This is a genomic window from Pannus brasiliensis CCIBt3594, assembly GCF_036688125.1.
In the GTDB taxonomy this organism is placed as follows: Bacteria; Cyanobacteriota; Cyanobacteriia; order Cyanobacteriales; family Microcystaceae; genus Pannus; species Pannus brasiliensis.
In genome coordinates, this window is the sequence record NZ_JBAFSM010000005.1 from 90,768 (window position 1) to 109,968 (window position 19,201).

Below are 19,201 nucleotides of genomic sequence, written 5' to 3' on the forward strand. Positions count from 1 at the left end.
CTACCAATCGGTCCCTAAATATTTAGCTACCGCCTGCACGTCCTTATCGCCGCGCCCGGAACAGTTGATCACGATGCGGGGACTGCCGGTAAGCGTCGGGCAGAGGGTTTCCAGATAGGCGAACGCGTGGGACGTTTCCAGCGCCGGGATAATCCCCTCCAATCGCGAAACGGTTTGGAACGCTTCTAACGCCTGGGCATCGGTGACGCTGTAGTATTCGGCGCGGCCGCTATCCTTGAGAAAACTATGTTCCGGCCCGACACCGGGATAATCCAACCCCGCGCTGATGGAATGCGCCTCGATCACCTGTCCCTCGGTATCCTGTAACAGATAACTCATCGCCCCGTGTAATACCCCCGGTTTGCCGTGGGTGAGGGTCGCGGCGTGTTTCCCGGATTCGACGCTTTCCCCCGCGGCCTCGATGCCGATTAAGCGTACCGTGGGTTCTTTCACGAACTCGTGGAACAGGCCCATCGCGTTCGATCCCCCTCCCACGCAAGCGAGGAGAATATCCGGCAGACCGCCCCATTTTTCTAAACACTGTTGGCGGGTTTCCTGTCCGATGATCGCGTGAAAGTCCCGCACCATCATCGGGTAGGGATGCGGCCCCGCGACGGAACCGAGAATATAGTGAGTGGTTTCCACGTTCGTCACCCAGTCGCGAATCGCCTCGGAGGTCGCGTCTTTCAGGGTTCCGGTTCCCGCGGATACCGGTTGCACGGTCGCGCCCAGTAATCTCATGCGGAAAACATTCAATTTCTGGCGTTCCATGTCGTGAACGCCCATATAGATAACGCATTCGAGGCCGAAGCGCGCGCAGACGGTGGCGGTGGCGACTCCATGCTGTCCCGCGCCCGTTTCGGCGATGATCCGTTTTTTGCCCATGCGTTTGGCGAGGAGAACTTGCGCGAGGGCGTTATTGATCTTGTGCGCCCCGGTATGGTTGAGATCTTCGCGTTTGAGGTAAATTTTCGCGCCCGTGCCGTCGGGTTTGGCGTAATGTTCGCTAAGACGTTCCGCGAAGTAGAGGGGGCTAGGTCTACCGACGTAATCTTTGAGGAGTTGGTTTAATTCTTGTTGGAAATCGGGATCGTTTTTGTAGCGATCGTATGCGGTTTCCAGTTCGCTCAGGGCGGGCATCAGGGTTTCGGGAACGTATTTGCCACCGTAGCGCCCGAATCGCCCGAACGCGTCGGGATACTGGGCGGAGGGATCGATCGAGCGAGAGGAAGGGATCGGCGTGGTAGTCATCGAATGTAATACGCTAGAGACAAGACTTATTATAGATCTAAGCGTTTTTCCCGCGGTTTCGCGCGCGTCCTCGCGCTTGGAAATCACCCGAGAGGTAATCCGATGACCCGTGTTACCGAAACCGACCGGAAACGTTTAGAAGACTTGATTATCGCCCGTTTCGACGAGATAGGAAGAGGGCGAACGAGATCGAGGAACGGATAATTACCCTAGAAAACGGTCAGAAAGCGCTCGATCTCGGTCAGGTAGAGCTAAAAGGACAGATCTCGGTGGTGGAAGCGCGGCGGTCGGCGGTGGAAACGGCCTCTCTGAAAATTCCCGATCCGATCGAAAAGGTAGACGAGCTTAAGAATTGGAAACCGAGAGCGATCGTGGCGATCGCACCGCTCTCGGCGGCGCGATCGCTTGTTTATTCGCGGTGGTAGTGGGAATCCTTAAGAATTCGGTGGAAATCTTTTTGTCAATCTCTCGGAAGATAGATTTCTTTCTGTTATTTCCGTTTACCCCGAACGCATCCGTGGCGATCGAGGAACCGTCTAACCGTCGCATCCGGGGCGAATTTCCCGACCCCCGCTATAACCGCGTTAAATTGGGGAACTCTAAGCGCGTAAGCTAGGCAAATTCGGGAAAATAGCGGTGCGAAACGAGTTTCTAGTGCCGGTTCTCACGGGACGACAACAAAAAGTCTTCCAACTCCTCGTTCTTCTTTGGTGCGTCACGCTCTGCGGTTTCTGGTTCTGGTGGCTCCGTACCGAACACGTCATTACTTGGGTGGGAATGTGCCTGAATAGCCTGATGGTCGGGTTTACCTCGTTTATCCCCGGCTATTTCTTCTTTTTCGCCCTACGGATGCGAAAATTTAACCCGGCCATCGCGATTCCCGACGATTGGAAAGTGGCGATGGTGGTCACGAAAGCCCCCTCGGAACCCTGGCCGGTGGTGCGGGAAACTTTAGAGGCGATGCTATCCCAATCGCGTCCCCACGATACCTGGTTAGCGGACGAAGACCCTTCCGAGGACACCCTCGCTTGGTGTCAGCGTCACGGGGTATTAGTTTCCTGTCGCAAGGGAATCAGCGATTATCACCGATCGATCTGGCCGCGACGTACCCGCTGTAAAGAGGGAAATTTAGCCTATTTTTACGATACTTACGGCTATCGGCACTACGATATCGTCGTTCAGATGGATGCCGACCACGTACCCGCTCCCGGTTATCTGGAGGCGATGATCCGTCCTTTCATGAACCCGGAAGTCGGCTACGTGGCCGCCCCCAGTATTTGCGATGCCAACGCGGCCGAGAGTTGGGTGGTCAACGGTCGGCTTTTCGCGGAGGCCACGTTACACGGCCCTTTACAGGCGGGTTATACCGACGGTTGGGCGCCGTTATGTATCGGCAGTCATTACGCGGTCAGAACGGTCGCGCTCAAGGATATCGGGGGATTGGGGCCGGAATTGGCGGAAGATCACACGACGACCTTGATGATGAACGCGGGGGGATGGCGGGGTGTGTTCGCGTTCGATGCGGAAGCGCGCGGTTTCGGCCCCTCGTGTTTCGCGGACGCGATGACGCAGGAGTATCAATGGTCGCGTAGTCTGACGACCGTGTTACTGGCGATCACTCCCAAGTATTGGCGCGGTTTGCCGGCGCGTCTTAAATTTCAATTTCTTTTCGCTCAGATCTGGTATCCCCTGTTCGGGTTGAGCGGACTAATCGGGATGATACTGCCGATTATCGCGTTAGTGATCGATCGACCGTGGTTGAAAATGAGTTATTTTGAATTTCTCGGCTATTCTTTCCTTCTCGGTTTAACGGCTCTATTTCCGGTTCTCTGGTTGAAAAGATGCGGGTGTTTACGACCGAAGACCGCGCGGGTGATTAGCTGGCAGAGTATTCTCTTCCATCTCGCGCGAGGCCCCTGGATTATCGCCGGGGTATCTCACGGGGTCATCGGTTGGCTGAGACGGAAGGAGCTTGAATTTAGGATAACCCCGAAGGGCGATCGACAGGTTAAACCGCTCCCTCTCCCCGTGGTTTTGCCCTATTTACTGCTGGGTTTATTTTCCGCGCTGGTGGTGATCGCGATCGGCGGGCTGAAGTGGGCTAAGGGGTATTATTTTCTGACACTGGTTCAGGCCACTTATTATGTAGGGACTTTCGCCGCGATCGTTTTCCTGCACCTGCGGGAAAATCCGGGTTCTCGATCGCTTTTTCGAGTCCATCGGGGTTTGGTGGCGTTTGGCTTGGGAATTCTCCTACTTTCGGCGGGTTTAAAGTTACCGCTAGGGGTAGAGGCGATCGGCAACGATCGAGCGTTACAAACCGTTCGAGAGGTCATCGGCGATCTAAGCGCCCGGCTCGCTCCGGGGGAATGGAGTTCTGCGGACATTCTCGATCGATCCGAACCGGCGATCGGGGTGTACGATCCGGCCGGTGGCTTTCAAAACGTGAAAAGTATTCAGATCGAGCATCATTTCGTTCCCTGGCGTTTGGACAACGCGAACGAACTGATCGACGCGTTGGCGAAAACTAAACAGGCGAAACGTTTTCCGATGATCACCCTGGAACCCTGGTCGTGGAATTGGAACGGGATGGTCGATCGAACGTTATTAACCGATATCGCCGCGGGAAAATACGACGCGACATTAACGCGAGCTTTTCAAGTTCTCAAGGAACAATCGCCGCAAAAAGTGTTATTCCGATTCGGCCACGAGATGGAAAAAGTCGATCAATATCCCTGGTCGAAAGCCGACTATAACGCCTATATCGCCGCCTACCGACACGCGTTCGAGTTATCGCGAGAACTGGGGGTGAATAACCTGCTCTGGGTTTGGTCGCCCGCGGGAAATCGGGAATCGGCGCGCTACTGGCCGGGGGAAGAATATGTAGATTATATCGGCGTTTCTATCTACGCGACCCCCGAATGGAATAAAACCCATCCCGAACAGGAAATTCTCACCTTCGAGCAGTTAATGCGGGAGAAATACTGGTTTGTCGATCGATATCCCCGACCGATTCTCGCGACCGAGGTGGGTGTCAACGCGAGTGACGCGGAGAAAAAACGCTGGCTGGTCGAGGCGATCGAGGCTTTACCAAAGTTCCCGCGATTGAAAGCTTGGGTTTATTTCAATCAGATTCAACCGGCTATCGTACCCGTGGACTTCCCCGGACAACCGGATTGGGAATTATCTACAGAACAGATCGATCGGTTATCGCGAGCTTTGGAACGGCGTTAACGGGTAGGCGGGACGAATTCAAGAATAATCGGTTGTTAATTCTCCCGCGTTGATTTTTTCCGTGATCAGGGTTCTCACTAATTCTAGTTCCTGTCGCGTCACTTTGCCGTCCGATCGCATGGCGCTGGAAATCCGATCGCGCTCTCCCTTGGTAATAATCCCGTCGGCGATCGCCTGTTCGATAATCGCTCTCAACTTTTCAAGTTCCCGCTGTTCTTCCGGGGTTAGCTCCTGTTCATCGGGGCGCTCGATTTTCATAGGTTTTTCCTTCTTTTCACTATCCGAGGGGCGATCGAACTTCGGTACTCGATCGCGGAAACGTTTATTCTACTAGGCTTAACACGGATACTGGAATACCGGTTATCAAAATTTTGCAATTGTTACCGGAAACCGACTCCCGCATCTCACGAACCCCGTCGCAGGGTTTGGGAGGGCGATTCCCCGAACATTTTCCGATAATCCTTGGCGAACTGCCCCATGTGCCAGAAGCCCCATTGAATCGCGACATCGCTCACCGTAGCACCATCGCCCGCTTTCAGTTGTCGCCGTACCCCGTTGAGACGCTGGGCTTTCAGATAGGCCGCGGGAGCCATCCCGAAACATTCCCGGAACCCGTAACGGAGAGTACGTTCGCTGACGTGGATTTCCTTGCAGAGATCGGTGACGGCGAGGGGGCGATCGAGATTTTCCAGTAACATTTCTTCCGCTCGCTTTATGAAAGAATATCGAGAGGATGGACGGAACGGGGGGCTAGTTTGGTTAGATTCGAGCAGATCCAGCATTAGATCGAGAAAATCCGCCCGAATAATCGCCGCTAGTTCCGGTGGTAGCGTTTGTGGCGATCGGATCGCGGGGAAAAGATTCTGGAAATGGAAACGGAATCGATCGACAGCGCCCGCGTCCGGCCGGATCGTTCGGGTATCATCGAGAACGAGCGATTCTACCCGCGTCCTGCCGGTGAGTTCGGCCGCTTCGAGGAGGGAATCGATCGAGATCGAGACGAGCGCGAGGGGAAAGTCTCCCCGTCGGAGAAAATCGAGTCCGAGAGAACTCTTCTGTAAAAGCGCGTGATCCGGGGAAAGGTTATAGCCGTGCCAGTGGAGCGATCGGGGGACGGACAGGGGAACCGCGATGGCGATCGTTCCCGCGGGGGAATCTCCCCGAGAACGAATCCCCCGGTTATAGGTCATCCTAGCGAATTGCATTCCCGCGAGTTGGGCGACGATCAGTTCTCCCGCGAACGCTCCCCCCTCGATCTGTCGGTGAAGCATATTCCAGCCAAAGGCTTTCATCCGTTCCGCCAGTTCATCGATATCGTGAACGGAAATCGTCTCCATCCGGGGGGGTAACTCGACAGTCATTCGGGTCAACCTATCCGATTAATCTTGTTAAGAATTGTATCCGATCGGTCGGAAAAAGTTTGATTAAGTTTGCCGTTTCTTGATAGCAACAAACTTCCTTCCCATTCTATAATAATTATTCGGGAAATCTATCCGTCGCGCTCGAACGGCGATCGCGTTTCGGGGAGAAGATCGCGTCACTATCTCCCCCGATCGCCCCCGGCGCTCGGAAACCGTCCGCGAAGTCCGCGATAAGCCTCTCGCCTACCCACTCCGTCGATCGGGCGCTCCCTGGCTAAAATTCCGCCGATACGAGGGGTTCGGGAATACAATCGAAATAGGTTCGGATCGATTCCCCGATCGAAATCTCGCGGAACCGAGCGATCGGGGGAGTTCGCGTACTCTACAAAAGGCATTTTCTCGTTCACATCAGGAAGGATAGTGAAATGGAAATCAAGATCGATCGCCAAGAGTTTATAAAATCCCTGATCGTGCCACCGGGGAAACAGATTTCCCTGCGGAAAGATTACGATCCGGGTTTTAAACCGGATTACATTAGCAAAGAAGACGCGAAAACGCTCCTACAAAACGGAATTGAAAAACTAGCGGAGTTTCAAGATAAACTCTACGCTCAAGATACCTACGCGCTCTTAGTGAACCTGCAAGCGATGGACGCGGCGGGAAAAGACGGCACGATCAAACACGTTATGTCCGGGTTAAACCCGCAGGGATGTCAGGTATTTAGTTTTAAAATTCCGTCCGCGGAAGAACTCGATCACGATTACCTCTGGCGATACTATAAAGCGTTACCGGAACGCGGTAGGATCGGCATTTTTAACCGCTCTTACTACGAGGAATTACTGGTCGTGCGGGTGCATCCGGAACTCCTCGATCGCCAGAAACTCCCCCCCGACGCGAAAGGTAAAAAAATCTGGAAACGCCGTTTCGAGGAAATTAATAATTTAGAGAAATCTCTCGTGAATAACGGGGTTATCGTGTTAAAAATTTTCCTGTACGTGTCGAGAGAGGAACAGAAGAAACGGTTTTTAGAACGGATCGATCGACCGGAAAAAAATTGGAAATTTTCCGAGAACGACGTGAAAGAACGGCGGTTTTGGGATGATTACATGAACGCCTACGAGGATATCTTTAATAATACCAGCACCGAACACGCGCCCTGGTATATTGTTCCCGCCGATCGAAAATGGTTTACCCGTCTCGCGGTCGGTGTCGTGATTTACCACACCCTAGAATCGCTCGGATTGCAATATCCCGCCGTGACGGAAGAACACCGACAGGCATTACTGAAGGCGAGGGAAGTATTGGAAAACGAGGGATAATGGTTCCCAAGATACCTGGGGATTCGGTCGGCGATCGCTCCCCACGATACTCTTTCTCGATTTTCATCCATCTCCCGATAGGTTTTTACGCCAGGTTGTAGGATAATCGGTTACTTTATTCTGGAGAAGTTTTATCATCTATGCGTCGTTTTCTCTCGATCGTTTCTCTCGGTTTACCGCTCGTTTTCCCGGTGGTAAGCGCGACCGGATTACCGGCACAGACTCCTCCCGCGTCCGCGGAAAAAACGGCTCCCCGTCCGAGAACCGCGGAACAGTTGCTCGATGAAGTCTGCGCGGTTCTCAAAAACGCGCGTTCCTTTACCGTCGATATGGATATTACCTATGATGCGGTACTGGATTCTGGCTCGAAAGTACAATACAGTGCCTATCAGCAAGTGTGGGTACAGAAACCCGATCGACTGCGATCGGATTATATCGGAGACGAGCGCGCTACCCGTTTTTATTACGATGGAAAAACCGCTACCCTACAAGACACCAATCGGAATTTGTACGCCACGAAAACCGCGCCGAATACCCTGGATGGAGCGCTAAACCAAGTCGAGGAAAAGTACGGGATCACCATTCCCATGTCTAATCTAGCGGCCGGCGATCCCTGCGCGGATATCAAGGCCAATGTGAGCCGGATGATCTTTGTCGGTGTCGATATGGTCAACCGCGTCCCGATGTACCATCTGTTATTAATCGGTAGCGATCGGGATTTCCAACTCTGGATAACCAGAGAACCGCGCCCCCTACTGAAAAAAGCGATTATTACCTATAAAAATCTCCCCGGTGCGCCGCAATACACGGCGGTACTGTCCAATTGGAACTTTAACCCGAAAATTCCGGCGAATACGTTCACCTTTACCCCTCCGAAAGGTTCGATCGGGATTGAGTTCCTACCCGAAACGGGCAACGAGACGGGAGATAGAAGCCAGTAATTAAGAGACGGGAGAAAGAATCCGGACAGGATTATCCGGCAAAGTGATCGAACGGTGATCTCTCGATCGAGAATCCCGATCCCTACCTTAAAAACGATTTCTGCCGGAAGTTACATCAAAAATATTCAGGAGTTCGAGCCATGCGACGATCCCTACACAGAACCTTATGTATTGTTTCCGCTCTCGTGTTGAGCGCCGCTTTACTGTCCGCGGAAAATGTAGACGCTCGCGGGGGCGGTGGCCGCGGGGGTGGCGGCCGGAGTGGGGGCGGCCGGAGCGGTGGTAGCCCGAGTGGGGGCGGTTTCAATCGGGGGGGAGGCTATAGCGGTGCCGGAGCTTCCCCTCGGGTGAACCGGAGTAGCGATTTGCAGAATCGGGGCAATTTTAGTAATCGCGCTCAAACCTCTAGAGATCGCTCCAGCCTACAGCAGAACCGTCAGGGAGAACGGCAGTTTAACCAACAAGAGCGGCAGGGGGAACGTACCACGCGGCAGGGGGAACGTCAAACCACCCGACAAGACCGCCAGGGAGAACGTCAAACCACCCAACAAGGTCGTCAGGGGGAACGAACCGAACGTCAGGGAGAACGCCAGACCACCCGACAAGACCGTCAGGGAGAGCGTCAAACCACCCAGCAAGAACGGCAGGGGGAACGAACCGAACGTCAGGGAGAACGCCAGACCACCCGGCAAGAACGGCAGGATGAGCGTACCCAACGGACCGATACCCGGCAGGAAGAACGTACCCAACGCCAGGGAGAACGCCAGAATCAAATTACCGAGCGCCAGGAAAACCGCCAGGACTTTATCAACGATAATTACGATAATTACTGGCGCGGGGGCGGTTGGTACGGGGGAGGTTACTACGTTCCGCCGGGTTGGGGTTGGGCCGGGTTCGCGACCGGTCTGATCATCGGCACGGCGGTCTCTACTCTGCCCCCCTACTACAACACCGTGTACGTCGGTTCAACGCCTTATATTTACTCGGACGGGATCTATTTTCAGTCGAGCGGTAGTGCCTACACGGTGGTCGCGCCTCCCGTCGGCGCGGTCGTCACCTATCTCCCGGACGGTTGTACGACGACCCAAACCGGGAACACGGTGTACTACAATTGCAGTGGCATTTACTACCAGCCTTTCTTTCAAGACGGCTCCACGGTTTACCGGGTGGTACAGTTCTAGGACGGAAAACCGCGTTTTCCCCCGGGAAAATTAAAAATCGACCCGATCGATCCCCGCGGATCGATCGGGCGCGATCGGGCGAACTCTCCCGATAATCACTCGTTGTAGGGCGTGACGGGAATGGCGGTACGGTAACGGCGGGTTCCGACGGCCGCGCCGATTAACGCGGAGGCCAACCCCAACAGCGAGCCGAGGAAGAACGACCATCCCACGCGGGCCGCGTTCCCGGCGATATCTCGGGTTTGTTGGGCGGTGAGATTGGGCGCTTGGTTGGGAACGTTAATCGCACCTTGTTGGGCTTGATTCACGATCGTGTCGGCGTTACTCGCCACCCAACCGAAAACTCCCGTTACCCCGGTCGAGAGTAACCAGGCACTCAGGGCGAGGGTGGTCGCCCAGAGAATAATCGCGTTCAGTAGGGAGGTACTGCGATTGACCGGGCCGCAGGCGCGCGCCATCACCCAACCGCCGAGAAATAGGGAGATAAATAAACTGATTACCGACCACCAGCCGACGGCGTTTCCCACTCCGGGAGCGTTGGAACGGGGCGCGCCGGAACCGGCGATACTGCTCAAACCGATCGCCGCACCCAGCGCGCTCAGAAGTAATTGGCTGGCTAGGGTCACGACCAAGCCGGAGATAATCGGCCCCCAGCGCACTCGATCGTGATACTCGGCGGGCGTGACGATGGCGGCGGTTCGATCGACGGTACGTTCCACCCGCTCGTAGGGTCTATTCGCGGATTCCATTTTTTTTGAACTCACTTGCTAAAAGGTTTTTATCCTATTCTGAAAATACTCGTTCCCGCCTCGGCTCGGCATATTCCAAAATCGAGAGATTCCGATCTATCGATCGAGGGAGATCTGGATCGCGAGCGCGAGAGAGGGTGTAGAAAAATGAATTTTCTGTAAAGAGATATTACGACCCGCGTGGCCCGGAATGAATCGACCGAATTACTTTTCGGTAGCCCGATCGAACCGCGAGGAAAATAGCGTATGAATAAACGCTCGCTTAGACTAGGCGTTTGTTGGTTAATGAGTTTCGCACTAACTTTCGTTCTCTGGCTTTCCGGGGTTCACGCGCGAGAGTATCCGTTTTATTGGGATTCTATCAACGTGGCGATCGACGTTCAACCGAACGGGGATATGTGGATCACGGAAACACAGAAGTACGTGTTCGAGGAAAATTACAGTAACCGAAGATATCGATATATATCGCTCGCTAAAGTCGATGAGATTACAGATGTCACCGTCCGGGAAAACGATCGGGTAATTCCGAGCGAGGTGGGGACGGAAGAGGGGAAATTTTGGATTCGTTGGCAACACGAGTTAACCCCTCCCGACACGCGCACTTTTGTTTTGAAATATCGCGCGATCGGTGGATTACAAGTACGGGGCGAAAATACGATGGTTTATTGGAAAGCCGTATTTCCCGATCGAAAATCCCCGGTACGGAACGCGAGAGTTCGAGTCCATTTACCGGTCTCTCTAGCGGGCAAAGTTTCCTCCTTCACCGGTTTCGGAATTCCCGCGAACGCCCGCTCGATCGATCCGCGGACCTTCGAGTTCACCGCCGAACAACCCCTGGAACCCGGACAGGAATTAGAGGTACAAGTGGTTTTCCCGAGCGATATTTTGAAGGTTCCCGTCCCGCGCTGGCAATCGACACCGGAAAATCCGTTTTTGTCTCTCTTTGTTTCTCTGTTCTGGCCTGTCTTGGGAATAGGGTTATGGTTAACGTTGCCTTTTTGTCGGCTCTTAAAAGGCGGTGCTGGCAGTAGTGGCGGCGGTTACGACGGTAGCGGTTACGACGGGGGTGGTGATGGTGGTGGCGGTTGTGGCGGTGGTTGTGGCGGTGGCTGTGGTGGTGGCGGTTGAAAAGCCGCTAACCCGCGAAAAAATCGAGGCCGCGAGCCTTGCACCCGCGGACCCGATCGATTCCCGAACCGAAATTAACTCGCGATCGCCGCGAGCGAGTCGATATCTCGCCCGCCCTAATTTCTCCCGGTAACGTTACTCGACCAAGCCCGATCGCAGGGCCCGAACCGCCGCCTGGGTTCGATCGTCCACGCAGAGCTTATTCAAGATATTGCGAACGTGGGTTTTCACCGTCCCGATCGTGATGTAGAGTTTTTCCGCGATATCGGCGTTGCTAGATCCGGCGACGATCAGATTGAGAATTTCTAGCTCTCGCTCGGTTAACGGCGCGCTCTCTAGTAATTGACGGTACTCCGGTTCGATACCGCCGATCGTCACCGTTTTCTGGACGGTCTCCGCCGCTCCCGCGGGAACCGTTTGGCGTACCTGTTGCAGGACGATATTGGCGATCACCGGATCGATCCAGGGGTTGCCCTCGTGGGTACTGCGGATCGCGTCCGCCAGTTTATCGACGTTAATATCTTTCATGCAGTAGGAGTCCGCACCGGCCGCGAAGGCCGCCAGAACGGAATCCTGGGCCTTGTGCATGGTGAGCATGAGAATTTTCGTCGGCGTTCCTTCGGGGTGAGCCTGCTTAAAGCGTCGCACCATTTCAATACCGTCCATGTTGGGTAGCCCGATATCGACGATCGCCACGTCGGGTTTCACGCTCTCGGTCAATCGCAGGCCCTGTTGTCCGTTGGTGGCCTCGCCTACCACCTGAATCCCCTCGCGGCGCTGTAAGGCCGCCACTAACCCGATCCGGGTTAGATCGTGATCCTCGATAACGATAACGCGCGCTTCATCCATATTGTTTTTCCCATTTGATTCAATCAGATCGGTATCTAAAAAAGCCTCGATGAACTCCATCCTTCCGGTTCTCGTAGCATTCGCGAGCTAGGGATTCTAAGTAAGGATAATTCATCTAGCGTTCTAAAATCAATCTGTAGGAATTATAAAAACTCAGCTTTTTATTTTTCTTCTGCCCTCGGTTCGATCTCTCCTCGATTCTATCATCTATCTTAAGGTATATTTTAAGAAAATAGCGTGAAAATGCTTATCTCCTCGGAAGTACGGCGACGGACCGATCGAGATCTCCCCGTTGATTTTTCGCGCGGAACGGGCGTTTCGGGGAGCGTTCGTAGAGAGCGCCCCCGACCGTAAAACCCCGTCGATCGCCGAAAAAATCCGTTCTTTTTCCCGACCTTCTATAATCGCAAGTAACCCCCTTGACACGATCGGGGCGTTCCCGATCGATCCCCCCCCCCACTCTCATGCCGGCATCCCTCCCGAATTTTTTTTCCGCCCGCCCGTTTATCCCCCACGGTCATTGTTACCTCTGGCGGACCGAATTAGTCGGACTACACCTCATAGCGGACGGACTGATCGCGTTGGCCTACTTCTCGATCCCGCTCCTCCTGCTCTATTTCGTCCGCCAGCGGAAAGACGTGCCGTTTCCCTCGATCTTCTGGCTGTTCGCCGCCTTTATCATCGCCTGTGGCACCACGCATCTGATCGCGGTCTGGACGCTCTGGCACCCGATTTACTGGGTGTCGGGAACGATTAAAGCGATCACCGCGTTCGTCTCCCTCTATACCGCCTCGGAACTCTACACGGTGATTCCCAAGGCGCTCGCTTTACGAAGTCCCGAAGAACTGGCCGCGGAAATCCGCCAACGGGAACGGGCCGAAAAAGCGTTGGCGGAAAGCGAGCGGTGTTTTCGGGGGATTTTCGACCAAACTTTCCAGTTTATCGGCTTGATGAAGCCGGACGGGACATTAATCGAGGCCAATCGCACCGCGCTGGAATTCGGGGGGCTGGAGGCACTGGAGGCGATCGATCGACCGCTCTGGGATACCTATTGGTTCTTGACTCCCGAGGTCGATCGCGAGCGAATCCGATCGAGTGTCGAGCGCGCCGCGCGGGGGGAGTTTATCCGTTACGAGATCTCGGTACAGGGAGCCGGGGGACGACTCGTGCCGATCGATTTCTCCCTCAAGCCGATTTTTAACGATTCCGGCGAGGTGGAGTTAATCATTCCCGAGGGTCGGGATATCACCGATCTCAAGCGGGTGGAAGCGGAGATCCGGCAGTTGAACGCCGAGTTAGAGGAACGGGTCAAACGGCGGACGCAACAGTTAGAGGCCTCCAACCGGGAGAAAGAGGAAGCGCTCGATCGGGAACGACAGGCCCGGCAACAGGCCGAGATTTCCGAACAGCGTTTCCGCGTCAGTCAGGAACTCTCTCTCGACGCTTTCACCATTCTCCGAGCGATACGGGACGAGCGCGGGGAGATCGTCGATTTCCGCTGGGATTACGCCAATCCGATGGCGGGAAAACTCCTGCGTTTACCCCCCGACGCGTTGATCGGTGAACGTCTCCTCGACAAATTCCCCGGCAATAAAACCGATAGTGAACTGTTCGATCGCTACGTCCGGGTGGTGGAAACCGGCGAACCCCACGACATCGAGCTTTTTTACAACTCCGAAGATCTGATCGGTTGGTATCGGAATATGGCCGTCAAGCTCGAAGACGGGGTGGCGGTCTTTTTCACCGATATTACCGAGCGCAAACACGCGGAACTCGCCCTCCAGGAAAGCGAACACCGTTACGCCACCCTAGCGCGTCTATCCCCGGTAGGAATTTTCCGGTGCGATCGAGAGGGAGCCTGTTTTTACGTCAACGATCGCTGGACGAAAATGACGGGATTTTCCGCGGGATCGGCGATCGGGTTCGGTTGGACGGACGTACTGCACCCGGACGACCGCCCGCGCGTGGTACGGAATTGGCAGATCGCGGTCGAGCGAAACGAACCCTTCCGGGCGGAGTATCGCGTGCGAGGTCCCGACGGTTCGAGCGTCTGGGTACTCGGTCAGGCCCTCCCGGAAAAGTCGGACGAGGACGTGGTCATCAGTTATGTCGGGACGATCACGGATATCAGCGAGCGGGTGGAGGTGGAACGGGAATTACAGGAGCGCTCGCGCGAACTCCGGGAGGTCAACCAGATCCTCACCCGCACCACGAATTTAATCCGGAAACGGAACGAGGAACTCGATCGCTTCGCCTACATCGTTTCCCACGACCTGAAAGCGCCCTTGAGGGCGATCGCCAATCTCTCGGAATGGATCGAGGAAGATCTCGACGGACAGTTACCGGCCGAGAACCGGCGCCAGATGACCCTATTACGCTCTCGCGTTCACCGCATGGAGGCGTTAATTAACGGATTGTTGGAATACTCTCGCATCGGTCGCGATTCGGTGGAGATCGAGACGGTGAACGTGGGAACCCTGTTAGCGGAGACGATCGACTCGATCGATCCCCCCGAACCCTTCTCGATCGTCCTTCCCGAAAATCCCCCCGTTTTTTCGGGGAAACCGTTATTTCTGCGTCAGGTTCTCGCCAATTTAATCACGAACGCCATCAAACACCACGATAAAGACACCGGGCGCGTCGAGATCGGGGCGATCGAGGACGAGAACTTTATCGAGTTCACCGTTAGCGATGACGGGCCGGGTATCTCCCCCGAATACCACGAGAGAATCTTCGGCATCTTCCAAACCCTCGGCAACGGGGAGAATCCGTCCAGTACCGGCATCGGTCTCACCATCGTCAAGAAGATTATCGAGGGCGAGGGGGGATCGATCGCTCTCGAATCGGTTCCCGGCGAGGGATCGTGTTTCCGTTTCACCTGGCCCAAACAACCGAAAACCGACACCGATTAATCCCGAGACCCACCCGACAATTCTTAAATCCCGCCCGAAATCTATGCTCGATCGATTCTCCGAGACCGTTCTCGATTTACCCGACCCGTCCGCGACCCTCGCCTTCGGTCGCTCCCTGGGGAAAACCCTCGAACCAGGAAGCGTCATCCTCCTGCGGGGGGATCTAGGAGCCGGGAAAACCACGCTCGTACAGGGCATCGGCGAGGGATTGGGCATCACCGAGGCGATCGCCAGCCCCACCTTTACCCTGATCAACGAGTACACCGAGGGACGAATCCCCCTCTACCACCTCGATCTCTACCGTCTAGAGGGGACGGACATCGATTCGCTGTATCTAGAGAACTACTGGGAGGGAATCGAGGTCGCGCCCGGCATCGTGGCGATCGAGTGGTCCGAACGTCTGCCCTATGATCCCCCGCGCTATTTAGAAATTACCCTGACCGACACCGGAGAGGGACGGCGGGCGATCGTCCGGCCGAAAAAATAGCGATTCACCGGAATCGCTACTAGCACTTGACTTTTTTAAAGCCATCAAAACTCTATCGGATGCTCTCGATCCTCTCGACTTCCTCTCTCTCTCTCCTTTCCGCCGCGGTTTCTTCAAAGAAGTTGTTGTAGAGATAACCCGCGAGGACGGCACCGAGGATCGGCGCGAACCAGAAAAGCCAGAGTTGACCGATAATGCCGACATCTAGCGTGAACAGAGCGACCCCGGTGCTACGGGCGGGGTTAACGGAGGTATTGGTGACGGGGATGCTGATCAGGTGGATCAGGGTGAGTCCTAAACCGATAGCGATCGGGGCGAAACCGGCGGGCGCGCGGCGATCGGTCGAACCGAGGATAATGATCAAGAACATGAAGGTCATCACCACCTCGGTAATCAGCGCGGAGACGAGATTGTAGCCACCGGGAGAGTGTTCCCCGTACCCGTTAGCGGCGAGCGGGTTACTACCGGAGAGCGCGAATCCGTCTTTACCGGAAGCGATGAGGTAGATCATTCCGCCGGCGAGGATAGCCCCTAACACCTGAGCGATGATGTAGGGCAGGAGTTCGGAACCCGAGAAACGCTTACCCGCCCAGAGTCCGAAGGACACGGCCGGGTTAAAGTGACCGCCCGAGATATGCCCGACCGTGTAAGCCATCGTCAGAACGGTTAAACCGAACGCCAGAGCGACACCGACGAAGGAAATGCCGAGATGAATGTTAAAAGGGGCCCCATCGACGGCTTTTGTTTGTCCCACGAAAACCGCGGCGAGGACGGCACTGCCGCAACCGCCCAGAACGAGCCAGAACGTCCCGATGAATTCAGCTAGATACTTTTTCATTGTGCTATGTCAAGGTTTAACTATCCGTGAGAGGGTATGACCCGTCCCAACACGATCGAATGACAGACCCGATTAAAAAAAGTTCATTTTTCAATCATCAATTCGATCGGGTGAACGGGTGATCTCTCGATTATTTTAGAGTCGATCATACTCAGTTCCGTAACCTTACACCAACGTCTTCATAATTTTTTTATTTTTATAGACATACTTCTTATATTTGCCTTATCTTTATAAGCTCCTTCGGTTTCGGAGGTGTCCCGGCGGTAGACCTCCCGCGACAATCGAAAATCTCTCCTCGCGATAGGAGGCGGGGGGCGGGAGGTGAGGGAGGGAAAGGGAGAAAGAGTAAAGGTGAAAAGATTAAGAAAGCTCTTTTCCTTTTTCCCGGCACCCTTGAAGGCGAAAAATCTCCCCATCCCCCCGTTCCCACCCGACGAATGTTAAGAAACATCGCTAAATTTAAAACTTGATTGCGATCGAGACCGCCGGCCGCCCGCTCCGACCGAGACGGGTGATAAGGTAAAAAGCGCTCTCTCGCTGGAAACGGGTAGTGATTTATGTATAAAAACACCGATAAAGATTTCGTCGGCGCGGCGCTCACGGCCGCCTTGGGCGCGGGAATCGTCACCTCTTTCGCCGTCAATCAGGGGCAAGATATCGGGACGGCCTTGGGAATCACCGCTCTAGCCGCTCTTTGCGGTGTCGCCTGTCGCTATTTCGATCTTCTCTGAATCGGTATTTCCTCACACGGGTAATTCTCTCGAAAAATCCTTTTGTTTCCGGTAGCGATAGGGCCCCATCAGCGCGCCCCAGATACCCTGTCCCGTCTTCGGATCGATGCCCCGATCGAAAGTTTGCAAGCTATCCGCCGTCACGTCGAACCCTAACGCCACTTGAAAGGTCGTCCCCCGATAGGTGAACTGGCAGGGTCGATCGATTTTCGGTCGGGCGATAAACTCGTATCCTCCTCCGGCCGGACGATCGATCCGGACTTCCAGGGTACAATCCGGCAGGAACTCGATCGACTCCGGCGTGATGGTTGGTAGGATGGCCGGATTCTGTCCGCCCCCCTGTACGGGTTCGATATCTTTGAACATATAGTGCCGTACCTCGATCGATCCCGATTCCCCCGGACACAATCGCCACAGACGGGAGCGGTAGGGTCGATCGAGATTGACAATACTCGCCTGCTCGACGAAAAGCGCGATACTATCCTCGACGAACAGGGGGACGGGACGTAACCAGAGACGGAGATGAACGTACCAGATCGGTTCCTCTCTCGCCTGTTGTTCGTTCTCGAATTCACCGGCGAGATAGTTTCCAAGAGCGAGCAGTTCGGGAGTCATCGGGGCAGGTCTCCAAACGCGAAAACGGGGAATTTCGGAATATATAGCTTCATTTTAGCGGCTTTTCAGGGGAATATTCCCGATAGTTTCTTAAATATGTTGGTTTATTGTCTCTAATTCCGGTAAATTCTGTATAGCTATGTCCTCGGTTGGCTATCTCGATGGGAACCGCCGATTTCTGTAACAGGGCTAATGTTAATGTCGAGCATTCGTGATAGGGTAGTCTATTAGACAACAGAATGGACGGTTTCCGTGTGTGGAAAAATACATGACCGCGCCCGGCTACCGAAAGTGAATATCGAAAACTTTACTGATTATCGTATGAGAGTATTGGTTATTGGCGGGGACGGTTATTGTGGTTGGGCGACCGCGCTACATCTTTCTAATAGAGGGTACGAGGTAGGAATACTCGATAGTTTAGTCCGGCGCTATTGGGACACGCAACTGGGATGCGATACGTTAACGCCGATCGCGCCGATCGAACACCGGATTCAACGTTGGAAAGATCTGACCGGCAAATCGATCGATCTCTTCGTCGGCGATATCAACAATTACGACTTTCTCATCCAATCCCTGCGACGTTTTCAACCGGATTCGATCGTCCATTTCGGGGAACAGCGCTCGGCCCCCTTCTCGATGATCGATCGGGAACACGCGGTGTTAACCCAGGTCAATAACGTGGTCGGTACGTTGAATATCCTCTACGCTATGAAAGAGGAATTTCCCGACGCGCATCTCGTGAAACTGGGGACGATGGGCGAGTACGGAACGCCGAACATCGACATCGAGGAAGGTTACATCACCATCGAACACAACGGGAGGAAAGACACCCTACCCTATCCGAAACAGCCCGGCAGTATGTACCATCTCAGCAAGGTACACGATAGCCACAATATCCATTTCGCCTGTCGGATGTGGGGACTGAAAGCGACCGATCTCAACCAAGGGGTCGTGTACGGGGTTCTAACCGAAGAGACGGGAATGGACGAGATGTTAATCAACCGTCTGGACTACGATGGCGTTTTCGGGACCGCGTTAAACCGGTTCTGTATTCAGGCGGCGATCGGCCATCCCCTGACGGTGTACGGTAAGGGGGGACAGACCCGCGGTTTCCTCGATATCCGCGACACAGTGCGCTGTATGGAACTGGCGATCGCTAATCCCGCCAATTCTGGAGAATTTCGCGTCTTTAACCAATTTACCGAACTTTTTAGCGTCGGCGATCTGGCGGTGATGGTCAAGAAAGCGGGAACGGCGCTCGGTTTGAACGTGGAGATCGAGAATCTGGCGAACCCCAGAATCGAGCTAGAAGAGCATTATTTCAACGCGAAAAACACTAAACTTCTCGATTTAGGTTTACAGCCTCACTATCTCTCGGATTCGCTTCTCGACTCTCTCTTGAACTTCGCCACGAAGTACAAAGGACGGGTAGATATGAAGCACATCCTACCGAAAGTCACCTGGAAACGATAAGAAATCCGGATGGGACACGCTCCCATCCTTTTTTTCCGTTTCGCGAAAATCCGGATCTCTCGTCGGGATAGGAGTCAGGAGTCAGGAATTAGAGAGATATTTTTGATTTTTGCAGAAATTTTACGAAGTTTT

The 19,201-nt window shown here is 54.4% G+C and carries 17 protein-coding genes; 9 read left to right on the forward strand and 8 right to left on the reverse strand.

The window, feature by feature from the left end; all coding sequences use genetic code 11:
- Positions 1-1,251: a tryptophan synthase subunit beta gene (gene trpB, locus V0288_RS04230; protein ID WP_332863779.1), complete on the reverse strand. Its 1,251-nt coding sequence runs from the start codon at positions 1,249-1,251 to the stop codon at positions 1-3.
- Between the two features lie 345 nt (positions 1,252-1,596).
- Positions 1,597-1,800, reverse strand: a complete 204-nt coding sequence (locus V0288_RS04235) for a hypothetical protein (RefSeq protein WP_332863780.1) — start codon at positions 1,798-1,800, stop codon at positions 1,597-1,599.
- 87 nt (positions 1,801-1,887) lie between these two features.
- On the opposite strand from V0288_RS04235, the gene V0288_RS04240 reads away from it, so the two are divergent.
- Complete coding sequence (locus tag V0288_RS04240) at positions 1,888-4,485, forward strand: glycosyltransferase family 2 protein (RefSeq protein WP_332863781.1); 2,598 nt, start codon at positions 1,888-1,890, stop codon at positions 4,483-4,485.
- Between the two features lie 18 nt (positions 4,486-4,503).
- Here V0288_RS04240 and V0288_RS04245 read toward each other — a convergent pair whose 3' ends face one another.
- Together V0288_RS04245 and V0288_RS04250 are read right to left on the reverse strand one after the other, a co-directional pair.
- Positions 4,504-4,743, reverse strand: a complete 240-nt coding sequence (locus tag V0288_RS04245) for a tellurite resistance TerB family protein (RefSeq protein WP_332863783.1) — start codon at positions 4,741-4,743, stop codon at positions 4,504-4,506.
- A 146-nt stretch (positions 4,744-4,889) separates the two neighbouring features.
- Positions 4,890-5,846: a helix-turn-helix domain-containing protein gene (locus V0288_RS04250; protein ID WP_332863784.1), complete on the reverse strand. Its 957-nt coding sequence runs from the start codon at positions 5,844-5,846 to the stop codon at positions 4,890-4,892.
- A 425-nt stretch (positions 5,847-6,271) separates the two neighbouring features.
- Between V0288_RS04250 and V0288_RS04255 the strand changes: the two genes are divergently transcribed.
- From V0288_RS04255 to V0288_RS04265, 3 genes are all read left to right on the forward strand, one after another.
- On the forward strand, positions 6,272-7,165 hold the full coding sequence (locus V0288_RS04255; protein ID WP_332863785.1) for a polyphosphate kinase 2 family protein: 894 nt from the start codon (positions 6,272-6,274) through the stop codon (positions 7,163-7,165).
- A gap of 140 nt (positions 7,166-7,305) precedes the next feature.
- Entirely contained in the window at positions 7,306-8,106 is an 801-nt protein-coding gene (locus tag V0288_RS04260; RefSeq protein ID WP_332863786.1) for a DUF2092 domain-containing protein, read from the forward strand.
- 140 nt (positions 8,107-8,246) lie between these two features.
- Positions 8,247-9,287, forward strand: a complete 1,041-nt coding sequence (locus V0288_RS04265) for a DUF6515 family protein (protein WP_332863787.1) — start codon at positions 8,247-8,249, stop codon at positions 9,285-9,287.
- A gap of 95 nt (positions 9,288-9,382) precedes the next feature.
- Here the strand turns inward: V0288_RS04265 and V0288_RS04270 are convergent, their stop codons facing one another.
- Entirely contained in the window at positions 9,383-10,036 is a 654-nt protein-coding gene (locus V0288_RS04270) for a hypothetical protein (RefSeq protein WP_332863788.1), read from the reverse strand.
- Between the two features lie 246 nt (positions 10,037-10,282).
- On the opposite strand from V0288_RS04270, the gene V0288_RS04275 reads away from it, so the two are divergent.
- Entirely contained in the window at positions 10,283-11,164 is an 882-nt protein-coding gene (locus V0288_RS04275; protein WP_332863789.1) for a DUF2207 domain-containing protein, read from the forward strand.
- A 135-nt stretch (positions 11,165-11,299) separates the two neighbouring features.
- Here V0288_RS04275 and V0288_RS04280 read toward each other — a convergent pair whose 3' ends face one another.
- The gene (locus V0288_RS04280; RefSeq protein ID WP_332863790.1) at positions 11,300-12,013 is read right to left on the reverse strand and encodes a response regulator transcription factor; all 714 of its coding nucleotides are present in this window, start codon (positions 12,011-12,013) and stop codon (positions 11,300-11,302) included.
- Between the two features lie 464 nt (positions 12,014-12,477).
- On the opposite strand from V0288_RS04280, the gene V0288_RS04285 reads away from it, so the two are divergent.
- On the forward strand, positions 12,478-14,925 hold the full coding sequence (locus V0288_RS04285) for a PAS domain-containing protein (RefSeq protein WP_332863791.1): 2,448 nt from the start codon (positions 12,478-12,480) through the stop codon (positions 14,923-14,925).
- A 43-nt stretch (positions 14,926-14,968) separates the two neighbouring features.
- Entirely contained in the window at positions 14,969-15,412 is a 444-nt protein-coding gene (gene tsaE, locus V0288_RS04290) for a tRNA (adenosine(37)-N6)-threonylcarbamoyltransferase complex ATPase subunit type 1 TsaE (protein ID WP_332863792.1), read from the forward strand.
- A 52-nt stretch (positions 15,413-15,464) separates the two neighbouring features.
- Here the strand turns inward: tsaE and aqpZ are convergent, their stop codons facing one another.
- Complete coding sequence (gene aqpZ / locus V0288_RS04295; RefSeq protein ID WP_332863793.1) at positions 15,465-16,250, reverse strand: aquaporin Z; 786 nt, start codon at positions 16,248-16,250, stop codon at positions 15,465-15,467.
- A gap of 557 nt (positions 16,251-16,807) precedes the next feature.
- Between aqpZ and V0288_RS04300 the strand changes: the two genes are divergently transcribed.
- Positions 16,808-16,981: a hypothetical protein gene (locus V0288_RS04300; protein ID WP_332863794.1), complete on the forward strand. Its 174-nt coding sequence runs from the start codon at positions 16,808-16,810 to the stop codon at positions 16,979-16,981.
- A gap of 12 nt (positions 16,982-16,993) precedes the next feature.
- Here the strand turns inward: V0288_RS04300 and V0288_RS04305 are convergent, their stop codons facing one another.
- Positions 16,994-17,596 (reverse strand): chromophore lyase CpcT/CpeT, encoded by a 603-nt coding sequence (locus tag V0288_RS04305; protein ID WP_332863795.1) that lies wholly within the window; start codon positions 17,594-17,596, stop codon positions 16,994-16,996.
- 321 nt (positions 17,597-17,917) lie between these two features.
- Between V0288_RS04305 and V0288_RS04310 the strand changes: the two genes are divergently transcribed.
- On the forward strand, positions 17,918-19,069 hold the full coding sequence (locus tag V0288_RS04310; protein WP_332863796.1) for an NAD-dependent epimerase/dehydratase family protein: 1,152 nt from the start codon (positions 17,918-17,920) through the stop codon (positions 19,067-19,069).
- Positions 19,070-19,201 lie beyond the last annotated feature (132 nt).